This window comes from Protofrankia sp. Cr1 (assembly GCF_963555865.1).
GTDB lineage: Bacteria > Actinomycetota > Actinomycetes > Frankiales > Frankiaceae > Protofrankia.
Map to the genome: position 1 here is coordinate 1 of NZ_CAUVXO010000171.1, position 9,956 is coordinate 9,956.

Annotated in this window: 18 protein-coding genes and 2 pseudogenes; 1 reads left to right on the forward strand and 19 read right to left on the reverse strand. The window is 67.9% G+C overall.

Features of this window, described 5'->3' with window-relative positions:
- The 14 genes and pseudogenes from U9980_RS14610 to U9980_RS14675 all read right to left on the reverse strand — a co-directional run.
- Positions 1-287, reverse strand: a pseudogene (locus U9980_RS14610) (hypothetical protein); the annotation flags it as partial.
- Between the two features lie 528 nt (positions 288-815).
- Positions 816-1,205 carry an HNH endonuclease gene (locus U9980_RS14615; protein ID WP_322768413.1) on the reverse strand — a complete coding sequence of 130 codons (390 nt, stop codon included), beginning with the start codon at positions 1,203-1,205 and terminating at the stop codon, positions 816-818.
- A 10-nt stretch (positions 1,206-1,215) separates the two neighbouring features.
- Entirely contained in the window at positions 1,216-1,383 is a 168-nt protein-coding gene (locus U9980_RS14620; RefSeq protein WP_322768414.1) for a hypothetical protein, read from the reverse strand.
- Positions 1,380-1,664 carry a hypothetical protein gene (locus tag U9980_RS14625; protein WP_322768415.1) on the reverse strand — a complete coding sequence of 95 codons (285 nt, stop codon included), beginning with the start codon at positions 1,662-1,664 and terminating at the stop codon, positions 1,380-1,382. Before U9980_RS14625 ends, U9980_RS14620 begins: the two co-directional genes overlap by 4 nt.
- Positions 1,664-2,368, reverse strand: coding sequence for a hypothetical protein (locus U9980_RS14630; protein WP_322768416.1), 705 nt, complete (start codon positions 2,366-2,368; stop codon positions 1,664-1,666). Before U9980_RS14630 ends, U9980_RS14625 begins: the two co-directional genes overlap by 1 nt.
- Before the next feature lie 421 nt (positions 2,369-2,789).
- Positions 2,790-3,656 carry a hypothetical protein gene (locus U9980_RS14635; RefSeq protein WP_322768417.1) on the reverse strand — a complete coding sequence of 289 codons (867 nt, stop codon included), beginning with the start codon at positions 3,654-3,656 and terminating at the stop codon, positions 2,790-2,792.
- Between the two features lie 180 nt (positions 3,657-3,836).
- A complete protein-coding gene (locus U9980_RS14640) occupies positions 3,837-4,349 on the reverse strand; it encodes a hypothetical protein (RefSeq protein ID WP_322768418.1) in 513 nt (170 codons plus the stop codon).
- Between the two features lie 83 nt (positions 4,350-4,432).
- The gene (locus U9980_RS14645; RefSeq protein ID WP_322768419.1) at positions 4,433-5,011 is read right to left on the reverse strand and encodes a hypothetical protein; all 579 of its coding nucleotides are present in this window, start codon (positions 5,009-5,011) and stop codon (positions 4,433-4,435) included.
- Positions 5,012-5,033: 22 nt separating this feature from the next.
- Positions 5,034-5,456, reverse strand: coding sequence for a hypothetical protein (locus U9980_RS14650; protein ID WP_322768420.1), 423 nt, complete (start codon positions 5,454-5,456; stop codon positions 5,034-5,036).
- Complete coding sequence (locus U9980_RS14655) at positions 5,453-5,974, reverse strand: hypothetical protein (protein WP_322768421.1); 522 nt, start codon at positions 5,972-5,974, stop codon at positions 5,453-5,455. Before U9980_RS14655 ends, U9980_RS14650 begins: the two co-directional genes overlap by 4 nt.
- Positions 5,971-6,372 (reverse strand): hypothetical protein, encoded by a 402-nt coding sequence (locus U9980_RS14660; RefSeq protein ID WP_322768422.1) that lies wholly within the window; start codon positions 6,370-6,372, stop codon positions 5,971-5,973. Before U9980_RS14660 ends, U9980_RS14655 begins: the two co-directional genes overlap by 4 nt.
- 40 nt (positions 6,373-6,412) lie before the next feature.
- On the reverse strand, positions 6,413-6,745 hold the full coding sequence (locus U9980_RS14665) for an acetyltransferase (RefSeq protein ID WP_322768423.1): 333 nt from the start codon (positions 6,743-6,745) through the stop codon (positions 6,413-6,415).
- A complete protein-coding gene (locus U9980_RS14670; protein ID WP_322768424.1) occupies positions 6,735-7,220 on the reverse strand; it encodes a hypothetical protein in 486 nt (161 codons plus the stop codon). The genes U9980_RS14665 and U9980_RS14670 overlap by 11 nt, the downstream gene beginning before the upstream one ends.
- A complete protein-coding gene (locus tag U9980_RS14675) occupies positions 7,217-7,423 on the reverse strand; it encodes a hypothetical protein (protein WP_322768425.1) in 207 nt (68 codons plus the stop codon). The genes U9980_RS14670 and U9980_RS14675 overlap by 4 nt, the downstream gene beginning before the upstream one ends.
- 1,083 nt (positions 7,424-8,506) lie before the next feature.
- On the opposite strand from U9980_RS14675, the gene U9980_RS14680 reads away from it, so the two are divergent.
- The gene (locus U9980_RS14680) at positions 8,507-8,644 is read left to right on the forward strand and encodes a hypothetical protein (protein WP_322768426.1); all 138 of its coding nucleotides are present in this window, start codon (positions 8,507-8,509) and stop codon (positions 8,642-8,644) included.
- 107 nt (positions 8,645-8,751) lie between these two features.
- On the opposite strand, the gene U9980_RS14685 is transcribed toward U9980_RS14680, so the two are convergent.
- The 5 genes and pseudogenes from U9980_RS14685 to U9980_RS14700 all read right to left on the reverse strand — a co-directional run.
- Positions 8,752-9,066, reverse strand: coding sequence for a hypothetical protein (locus U9980_RS14685; RefSeq protein ID WP_322768427.1), 315 nt, complete (start codon positions 9,064-9,066; stop codon positions 8,752-8,754).
- A gap of 4 nt (positions 9,067-9,070) precedes the next feature.
- On the reverse strand, positions 9,071-9,214 hold the full coding sequence (locus U9980_RS14690) for a hypothetical protein (RefSeq protein ID WP_322768428.1): 144 nt from the start codon (positions 9,212-9,214) through the stop codon (positions 9,071-9,073).
- Positions 9,215-9,229: 15 nt separating this feature from the next.
- Positions 9,230-9,481: pseudogene (locus U9980_RS28565) on the reverse strand (HNH endonuclease); the annotation flags it as partial.
- Positions 9,478-9,762, reverse strand: coding sequence for a hypothetical protein (locus tag U9980_RS14695; RefSeq protein WP_322768429.1), 285 nt, complete (start codon positions 9,760-9,762; stop codon positions 9,478-9,480). The gene U9980_RS14695 and the pseudogene U9980_RS28565, both read right to left, overlap by 4 nt.
- Positions 9,759-9,956: WhiB family transcriptional regulator (locus U9980_RS14700; protein WP_322768430.1), on the reverse strand; the 198-nt coding region annotated here is incomplete at its 5' end. The genes U9980_RS14695 and U9980_RS14700, both read right to left, overlap by 4 nt.

Here is a 9,956-nt window from a genome sequence, read left to right on the forward strand (position 1 = left end):
CCACGACGGTCGGCCCGACGGTCGGCGAGCTCGTCACCGGCGATCGCCCAGCCAAGCCGCTTCATGGCCATCGGGGAGCGGCCGAGACGGTCGGAGAGCTGCCGAGCTTCAGCCGCGGCGCGAACATCGCCCTTCTCGGCGAGCACCGTCCAGCGGATGTACATGGCGACGTCGTGCTCGACGCCATCCTGCTCCCATGCCGCGGCCTGCGGTGTCCGCCACGCCTCGTCCCACAGGTACAGCTCGCGTTCCGCGCGGATCTTCTGGATGCGATTACGGACATCCACCGGTGGTGGGAGAGGCCATGCGGGTGCATCGCCCGTGCGTCCGCCGGCGGGGAGGTAACGCAGGGGAGGACCGATATTCCGACGGCGCCGCGAGCCGGGATTTTTCGGTGCTGGGCCTGGCATCGCTACCCCCGTCATCTACGGAGAGTCGTAGCGGTGGGCCCGATCACTCTCGGAGATCAATCACTCTCAGTAATAAGTAACGGTGTGTAGTGGTCGGGTGGAGGTTGCCGGTCCGGAACCCGTACATCCTGCGAGAGAGGTGGATCGGGGGTCTTCCTCCTGCTGACTTCGCGATCGGCTTCCGACCTGGTAGCCGATTTCGCTCACAGAGTGTGCTTGGAAGCATCTCAGGACTGCGGTTTCGATGACCGTTGGTGACCAACTCTGGTTACCTAGGGCGATGGCCATTCTGTGGTGAGTCTGTTGACATCTCGGGCTCGCGAACCGGAAGAACATCACGACTGAGAACTGTGACAACGTCGGGATCGGCGAGCAGCGCCTCAGCGACTGGCGTCCGGTATCTGGTCAACTCTCGCGCCTCAGTTGGGCCGTGGTGCCGCCGCGGGAGGAGTTACAGGGCCCGCATGCGGCGACGAGGTTGGTGTCGTCGTCGGTGCCGCCGTCGGCTTTGGCCTTGACGTGGTCGACGGTGCCCGCCCATCGGCCGCACCAGTGGCAGCGGTGACCGTCACGGATGAGGATCCGGGCTCGGATCGTCCGCCACTCAGTGCCGTAGCCGCGCTGGGAGGAGGTGCCGCGTGCGGCGTCCCGGGCCGCGTTCCATGCACCGGCGCAGTCCGGGCAGCGCCGGTGGTCGGTCAGTCGGCCGCAGCCGTCCAGGCATGGGCGCAGGAGCTGAGACGGCGGCTCGGGTTCCCCGGATGGTGCCGGCAGGTTCGGGAGTGAGACCGGCACGGGATCGCCCTCAGACCGCTTTCAGTCGGGGCGATGGCTCCCGCGTCGCCTCTACCAGGGCCATCTCGTCGACGTCGACGTCGACGGCCCGGCGTCCGCGGCGCACCCCGACGTTGTAGGCGACCGCCGCGATGAGGGAGCAGGCGAGGAGCGGGGCCAGCTGTCGCAGTCCGGTCATACCGTGAACCTCTCCAGCGCCTCGAGGTACGGCGCGCAGACCCGACAGTCCTGCACATGGTCGGCGTGCTCGGCACACACCCCGGACGAGCCGGGACGACTGACCGCCCGGGCGACGATCGGCCGGCCGCACAGACCGGAAACATTGCCCTCCTGGTCTGTGATCAGGTTGTCGGGACTGCCGGGAAAGAACGCACAGGTCCCGGTCCTGCTCTCCTCGGTCCGCCCGCCGTCCAGCATGATCAGATGGTCGAAGACTGGCGGTGAGGCTGCTGTGGTCATCAGGTCATGGTGTAGTTCTGGCCGAGCACCTGGCCGACCCAGACACTGCCGACGGCCTCGAACTCGAGCCGGTCGCCCTTCGCCGCGGTCGTGGTCAGCGTGGGTGCGGTGCCGGATGGCCAGCGGACCGTGGATGGCCAGGTGACGGTCCGGGAGCCGGTGCCGTCCTGCCGGAGCGTCACCCGTAGGCGCTTGCCGGCTACGAGCGTGGGGAACGTCAGGGTGCAGTTGGCGCTGAGGGTGATGTCGCTGACACCCTGAACGGCGGGTTCCGGGATGGTCTGCGCGGCGCCCGAGGTGGCCACCACGTTCACCAGCTCGGTCAGCAGCCGGTACAGGGTCGCCGTTCCGGTGGAGCTCGCCACGGATGCGACATCGTCTAGGCGGAGGATGCCGCCGGGGGAGGAAACGGGCACGCCGATGGAGTAGGACCGCTGGGGCGCTCCGGTGATCCGCTCGGTGACGGTGTATGTCCAGCCCGTCGGGGACACGTCAGTGTCATCCGTCGCGGGGAGCGTGACACTGATGGCGCCGTTCACGTCCAGGGTTGCGGCGACCTTGACCGGGGCGACGATGACATCCCCGCCAGCGTCGACCAACGGGACCGATGGTTCGAACCAGACTGAGCCTGCGGCGACGGTGCCATCCGGTTTGATCCACGAGCCTTGCACGTTGATCGTGGTCAGGTTGCCAGGAAACGCCACGGGAGGCCTCCAAGGGTGGGAGCCCGGATCCCGGGCTGAACGGAACGTCTGAGATCCGCGATGCGGTCGTGTGATGAGACGACTCAGCCCCGCGCGATGGCGGGGCTGAGAGTGCCGGAGCCGATCCCGGCAGTCCTGGCAGGGCAGATCGAAAGGGCGGTCGGCCTGTTTCTGGGATGGCTACCGCACGCATTTGGAGGGTACATCGCGGCTGGTCACGAAGCGCGTGCGCCGTGCCCGCGTCTCCCTTTCAACCGCCAGGAGCTCCGACCAGCGCCACAGCCGCTCACGGCCACGCCAGCCAGCCGGCCGGATTCGCGGCCGGGGCCGCGGCCGCGACCACTCCTTGATGTGATGCCGATCGATCTCGACACCGGAGGCGCGCAGCATCAGGACGGCCTGCGAGGTGGTCAGGAGCAGATCAGGCGACATCGATGGCCGCCTGGTCCTCATCCTCATCCTCGAGGAGCACGTTGAGGTCTTGCTCGAGGATGAGAGCGAGCCACTGCCACTGGTCGTAGCGAGGATCCGGGTGGTAGCGCCAGCGGTGCTGGGTGCCGTCGTGGCAGCCGCAGTCTGACCGGTCGCAGCGGCAGGCGGCGTTCGTGCAGGCGATGACCTCCTGGGAGGTAAGGAACGCTCGCAGTGAGAACGTGTCGCAGATCGGGCAGGGCGCCGCCAGCGGGCGGACCTGGTCGGTCGTGCCCACCGCCGCGCGGAGAACCGCCCGGGCGTAACGCAGTTCGTCGACCGCGACGTCAGCGAGGTCATCTATTGCTGCGATCCGGTCGGCCTGCCGGGCGAGGTAGCGGGCCGAGTCCACCACCCGACCGTCCGGCTCGGACGGGACGATGAGAGCGCGCAGCACCGCCGTCGGCCGAACCTTGCCGAGGAGGTCCCGTCGGGTCAGCACCTGTGAGGCGGGTCCGTCCCCGAGGACCTCCCGGGTCGTCGCCTCCAACGTCCGTACCGTGACGGATATCCGGCTGGCCGCGTCCACCGCATCCAGCCGTAGCGGCGCTCGTGATGCCCCGGGCCCGGCCGCCAGATCGCAGCGCGGGCAGAACGGCCGCGGCCGCTCCGGTGTCGAATCCTGTGCCCACATCCACGGCTCCCCGCAGTCATGGGCCGGCGGGAGCGCGGCTATGCGCCGATAGCCCGGAGCCGGATCGCCACCCCGCTCCGCCCACCGGCGGGCCGTCCCCGGCATCCGATCCGCATACAGCTCATCCCACCAGTCGGCGATCTCAGTCGCCGCGGCGACCAGATAGCCATCGACACCACCCACACCGCCATCATGCGCCCAGAAAAGGTCAGAGTGACACTCTTGCGAGGCCAGGGTCAGACAGCGTCGGTGAGTACCTTGGCCTCGCGGAACTGGCCGTCATCCGTGGCCGGCCAAACATCAGATCAGCCCAGAACAGGGCTGCAGCCTCACCGGGCGACGTCGCAGCCGCGGTAACTGTCTTCACGAGCTTGTTCCCGCCGTGCGACCGGTTTCGAGGGCTTCCACCCGGCGCGCGACCGAGGCCAGCACGTCTTCCTGGCGGCGGAGGCGTTGGTCTTGGTGGTCGAGCTGCGCCTGCAACCCTTCGTAGATCACAACCTGTCCGACGACGGCCTGCCGGGCTGCCTCGGACAGTTCCCCGAGCCTGGTAGCGCGAAGGATCATGACTCCTTCGGCGACCCGTCGACGCGCGACCGTACGTCGCTCATCCGCCTGAGCCGGGTGCTCATGCGCGTGAAGGAGCCGGTACCCCTTTCCGGGAACCACGACCAGGCTGCGCTGGTGGTCCCGGCGTAGCCGCTTATTCGCCTCCGCCACGGCCTTGTAGACCGGGCGGATGTCGTCCCGGTCCAACTGGGTCAGCAGCGTGTCGTAGGTGAGCACCTCACCCGGGGAGAGATCGTCCAGGACCAGGTCGACGACAACCTGCGCTTCGGAGCGTCCATCGGGGCTGCGGGGAGTGAACCGTCTCATCAGGTCAGTTCACCGACCCCGCCGCCAGCAAGCCTTGCCAGGCCACGCCAAGCCACGCCATGCCGTGCCACGCCCCGCGGCGCTCATTGTGCCATCTCGATGACCGTGGTGGCGAAGCGGCCGTAGCCGTTGACGCGATTGTCGCCGAGTCCTTCGCAGCGGCCGGCGGTCGAGACGATGTCAGTGAAGTCATCGAGACCGAGTGCGTCGGTGAGGAGCTCGATTTCGACGGCCAGCGACCATTCGGTGAAGATCGGGCGGGTGCGGGGTGTGCGCTTGCCCTGTATTCCGACCATGGCGCGGTGGCGGTACTCCTCACGGGCCCACAAGTCGGGGATGCCCCTGGGGCCGGGATAGCCGAGTTCGGTTTGCATTGTCCGCATGATGACACCTCGGTTGACGGCGGTAGTGAGCCGGCGAATCGCTCCCGCCTTCGCGAAGGAGCGGCGGACGTTCGCGGTCGGGATGTATGGGCCATCGTCGTCTGCGTAGAGGCAGCCATGCCATTCAAGGCGAGCGATATCCGCACGGTCCTCCGGGGTTTTCTTCTTCTTCGATGTGATCCCGGCGATTTCCACTGTGATCGGATCATCCGGGTCTGCGAGCCGAATGTTATGCATGAGTAGCGGGGTATGCCCCGTCAGCTCCACGATCAGTTGCATTACTGGAGGGGATCCCTTCTGATCAACGGCGATCGTGACCGAGACCGGCGAGGCTTGCCTCACCCCTTGGCCCGGCGATGATCTCTAGTCCGGCCCAGCCTGCGAGCGCGGCGAGCTCTGCGACGGTGAGCCGGTCGGCGGCCTGTTGTAGGAGGCAGGAGACGGCGCGGATCTGCACACCGGCCTGTTCGGCGACGGGCGGCATGGACTGTCCGGCCGCGCGCTTTAGGACCGCGTCGGCGATGGTGCGCATCACGGGCGGAGTATCAGCGTGGTCGGCATGCCAGCGTCGGCGGGCGGCGTCGATGACGGCGATGAGTGCGGCTCGGTCCGCATCGCTCATCGCCTCGGCCGTGTCGGCCTGATATCCGGCGTTGTCTAGTGCACACAGAACGTAGTGGGCGTTCTCGGGCCTGTTGGCCTCGCAGGCGGTCCCCTCGTTCATGGCGTCGGTGATGACGCTGATGAGGTTCTCGGATTCTGGGCTGCCACGCCCACGTTCAACGCCTTACGGATGCGGTCTGAGCCCATACGCAGTCCAGCCGCCTCGCCACTGGCGACCAGCCAATTGCTGTCGTCGCACTCGAGGGCCTCTTCGTCCAGCTTATCGGCGACCGTGCGGACGCGGGCGACAGTGGCCTCGAGGTCGGCGACGCGGGCGAGGAGCTCGGGCATGCCTGCGGTGGTGTGCGCGTCGTTCTGCCGTCCAGCGTCGCTGTGGGCGGAGTCGTGGGGATCACCCGGTGTCCACGGCGTGGGGAGCCGTGTCCGGGCGCGGATGAGCCGGATCCACCGGGCGGCGTCACGGGGGTTTCCAGCAGTCAGCGTTTTGTCGAGTGCGACGGCCATGCCGGCGGTGGTGCTTTCCATCGAGGGCACAGCGTCCTCGAGCCGAGGTTCAAGATCGCGCAGGTATAGGCGTGCGTATCGGCCGTCACCGCCGGTTGGCTCGTAGCCGGTCATTGTCGAGCTCCTGTGATCGTGATGGGCGGAGCGGTGCACGACGGGTCCCAGCGGGGCCCGGCCCGGCGCCACAGGCACTGGCCGGTCTGCCGGGCCTGCTCATGCGTCCACCGTTCGCCGGTCAGGAGCGTGCCGTTGTAGGCCACGGCACCGTATGGGCTGGTGGCGACGAGCCGGCCGCAGCGGCACTTGGCTCCGGCGAGGATGCGCTGGGCGAGTGCGTCGGCGGCGGCACTTGGGGTGGGGTGGTCCTCGACGATGACCCGGGCGCCGCGGTACTGGGCGTGGGCGTACCAGCGTGGGTTCGTCGGGTCGTCGTCGAGGTAGCCGACCTCAAAGCCGGCGGCACCGCTACGGCCGACAAGATCAGCGCATGCCAGGACCTCCTCAAGGTCCATCGGCTGCTTCATTGGGACCTGGGGTTGTTGTGGGTGCTCATCAGAACGGGATCTCCTCGTCGTCCTCGTCGTCGACCTCGATTAGGTCTTGTTCGTTGTCATCGCTGTCGGTCACCGCTGGGAGCTCCCAGGGATGGACGGGTTCGGGCTGCCAGCGGGTGGCAGCCGCGCGGGCGAGTTTCTCTGTGGTCGGGGTGAGGGCGTAGATCGATTTTGGGTTGACGAACTGCGTCACCCATTGGCCTCCGTCCGGGATGTCGAGGCGCAGGAACCCGTGGCCGGCGACTTCCCACTCGCGCACCCGGCCGGCGCGGCGTACGTGCCCGAACAGTTCGATGATCGCCCATTCGTCGAAATTCTGGTCAGTGGTCATGGTCGCCTTCGCATTCCTCGGTGCTGCGCATGGCCATGCGGGCCATGCTGGACAGGAATTGCCGAAAGCCGGCCAGGTGTTCGTCTGCGGGCCGTTGCTCCAGGCCGTCGGCCATCGTGAAGCCGAATTCGGCGATGTCGCCGAGGTTGGCGAACGACCCGCGTGACGTGTGGAGCAGGGCGATTGATCCCGTGTCCGACTCATCATCGGACGTGGGGGCAGCGACCGCTTGCGGTGTTGGTGGCGTGGAGAGAGCCTCGCTACGGATCATCATGGTGATCATGCGGAGGTAGTCCCCGGGTTCTTCGCCTTGGGCGATCGCGATCGAGTGAAGTGTGCTGGTCAGCATCATCGTGATGGCGCTGATGAAGGCGCCCAGGTCTATCCCGCCCATGGGTATCGGTCCGGAGAAGTCCGGGTCGAGGAGATCGGCGAGTATCGAGATTGCTCGGGTGTTACCCGGATCGGATGTCACGGCGGCGCTTTCTCGTAGGGGTCGTAGCTGCGCCGACTGCGCTGGCGCAGCCAGGGACGGCAGATGAGGCAGGGGCGTGGCCGGCCTTGGTGGTCGGTGCCGAGCCAGCCGTGGCAGGTCGGGGAATGCGTCGGCTCCATGTCGCGCGTCGCTTCGGCTTCCTCGGCGTCGAGTCGATCCTCCGAGGACACGTAGTACGCCATCCTTCGCCACCTCCAGTAGCGAAGAATGCACCACGAGTCCGACGTTTATCACCCGACTTTCCGGGCGTCGGTGCCGTGAAAGGCCGGCCGTACGTCGGCGTGGGCGCTGGCGGGCGTGTTCGAGGCAGCCTCGAGCCATAGCGGAAGCGGCTGTTGTCGCCATGCCGGTTCGACAGGCGGCCGACCGAGCTTGGGGTGCGGGACGAGGCGCATTCGTCCCTCTGCCGCGGCTCTGGCTAGCACCGCGCGGGCCGCCTCTGGGCCGGTGACACCGGCAGGGAGGCGTTCTACGGGTCGTTCAACGAGCGTGATGGGGCTCGTCGTGGGCGGTTCGGAGGGTGGCGGCGTCGGCGGCCGCCGTTTTGCAGCGGCGGCACCGGCGGACGGTCTCCGAGCCGAGGTCGGCTCCGCCCTCGCTGATACCGCCGATGACGGTGTTCCATCCGCGGTCGCACAGGCCGCGGTGCGGGCAGGTGCAGGCCGTGATGCCGCAGGTGGGGTGGTCGAACCGGTTCGGTCGGGGCTGGGTTCTGGGCCGGTCGGCCGGGTGGGGCATGGGTTGTGCTCCTGGGCGTGGTCGCTGGCTGGTTCATCCACCCCAGTCCCACCACCACCCCGAAGGGGTGGTGGGACTGGGTATGGGGGCTGGTGCGTACCTAGGTACGACTTGGGAACAGAACTAGGAACGACCTTGGAAGGACTTGGATCAGATCTGGGAACGGACTCGGAACGATCTGGGAATGGACTCGGAACCGGGGAAAGATGCTGGTCACGGCGCACGGGCAGGCGCCGCAGGCGCATCCCCGAGTCTTCCTCGGAGCGGCCGGCCTTCCGTTTCGCGCATGCCCGGCACGCCACGACCAGGCTTTCCGCGGTCACGTCATCGGCAGGGTTCGCCACGTCATAGGTGCCGCCATTCGCGGATCTGCGGTCCGTCCAGATCACGTGCTTCCCGCAGTAGCGGCACGTCGACCCGTCCCGGGCACGGACCTCGCCGCGCAGGTTCGGCATCGCCCGGGCCGCGCGGTGCAGCCGGCGGTCCGCGAGGACCTCGACTTTCAACGGGTTGTAGTCGATCCAGTCGTGGAATTGCCAGCCTTCGAGCTGGCCGGCGTCGTCGACAACGAGCTCCCACAGGCCGGAGCGGACGAGCGAGTCCGCGTGTTCCTCCGTAGCGTCCAGGAGCACGAGCGCATTCGTGGAGATGAACCCGTCGGTTAGGTGTTGCATCGAGTAACTCTGAGCCAACAGCCAGAGGCTGCGGCCCTCACGACTCGCAGCGCGGACTTTCGGATGCGACCAGAGGGTGTCGCAGGTCTTCCCGAACGTCATGGCGCCCCTTCCTGCGCATTAATGAGCTGGGCGCGGGTGGCGAGCGTCGCGGCCCAGGCGATGTCCCAGTGGGGGATTCGCCAGCCGCGGCCATCGGGCCGGGGCTCGGGAATCCATGCACCGGCGCGGGCCAGCGCCCGCTCCTCCGCCAGGTTTGGGCCGATGACCTCGGCGCGGACCCAGCCGTCGTGGGGCTCGGCGCGCTCCGTCGCAATGAGGCCGGCGGAGCGGACGAGGTGGCCCAGGGCTGCGCCGGTCATCCCGCCGCCCCAGAGCAGCTGTGTGTCCACGGGAACGAGAAGAAACGCCATGCCGCTACTCCTCGTAGTCGATGTAGGTGCCGTCGTCGGCCAGCAGGACCCTGCGGCCCTCCCATAGCTCGACGGCTACCCGCGCCGGGTCCGCGGCCTTGCGGACCAGGAAGCCGGCGTTCAGGGCATCAGTGCGGTGACGCTCCACCAGCTGGTGGCACGACGGACAGAGGCAGAGCAGGTTCGAAAGTCTGTTCGTGGCCGTATCGCGGCTGCCGCCCATCCCACGGGGACGGCGGTGATGGACATGCCGTCCGGTCTCAACGGAGACCAAGTGGCCGCAGGATTCGCAGCGGCCAGCCGCCCGGATGTAGACGGCCTCCCGGATCATCGGCGGAATGTCCGTGCTCGCCCGCCCGGGCGCCTCCGGAGTCGAGCCCGTCAGCCAGCCGGGCCGCGGCCGCGGGGCCGTCATGCCACCCGCCACGGAATCTGCGCCAGAGAGTTCGGGTCGATCTCGCAGGTTGGGTCGATCTCGGGTGGGTATTGCCACGCCGCACACCGCGCGCAGACCGTCACGGCGGGAGGAGGCTGCGGCGTCGGCGTCTGCAACAGCCGGTAGCACACATCGGCGAAGGCCGTGGCGAGGCGTATTACCACCCACGCCCCCGCCAGCACGCAGATCCACACCGCGAGCACCGCCAGCCCGAGCACGGCATAGTCGATACTGATCAGCGCGATCAGATAAATATTCACCGGCGGCCGTCGCGCACGAGCTGAGTCCGCTCCCGGGGGGTCAGCCCACCCCACACCCCGTACAGCTCCGAAGTAGCCAGCGCATGATCCAGGCACTCCTGGCGGACGCCGCACGGTGCACAGATCTTTTTCGCGGCCCGAAAGCAGGCCGCGGCCTGGGCGCCTCTCAGCCCTTCGGGAGGGAAGAACAGGCC

Excerpts from the sequence above, each read along its gene's own strand:
- U9980_RS14655 (WP_322768421.1), bottom strand. The coding sequence starts at position 5,974 with ATGACCGGCTACGAGCCAACCGGCGGTGACGGCCGATACGCACGCCTA.
- U9980_RS14675 (WP_322768425.1), bottom strand. The coding sequence starts at position 7,423 with ATGGCGTACTACGTGTCCTCGGAGGATCGACTCGACGCCGAGGAAGCC.
- U9980_RS14685 (WP_322768427.1), bottom strand. The coding sequence starts at position 9,066 with ATGGCGTTTCTTCTCGTTCCCGTGGACACACAGCTGCTCTGGGGCGGC.
- U9980_RS14650 (WP_322768420.1), bottom strand. The coding sequence starts at position 5,456 with ATGAACGAGGGGACCGCCTGCGAGGCCAACAGGCCCGAGAACGCCCAC.
- U9980_RS14660 (WP_322768422.1), bottom strand. The coding sequence starts at position 6,372 with ATGGACCTTGAGGAGGTCCTGGCATGCGCTGATCTTGTCGGCCGTAGC.
- U9980_RS14620 (WP_322768414.1), bottom strand. The coding sequence starts at position 1,383 with ATGACCGGACTGCGACAGCTGGCCCCGCTCCTCGCCTGCTCCCTCATC.
- U9980_RS14665 (WP_322768423.1), bottom strand. The coding sequence starts at position 6,745 with ATGACCACTGACCAGAATTTCGACGAATGGGCGATCATCGAACTGTTC.
- U9980_RS14625 (WP_322768415.1), bottom strand. The coding sequence starts at position 1,664 with ATGACCACAGCAGCCTCACCGCCAGTCTTCGACCATCTGATCATGCTG.
- U9980_RS14640 (WP_322768418.1), bottom strand. The coding sequence starts at position 4,349 with ATGAGACGGTTCACTCCCCGCAGCCCCGATGGACGCTCCGAAGCGCAG.
- U9980_RS14645 (WP_322768419.1), bottom strand. The coding sequence starts at position 5,011 with ATGCAACTGATCGTGGAGCTGACGGGGCATACCCCGCTACTCATGCAT.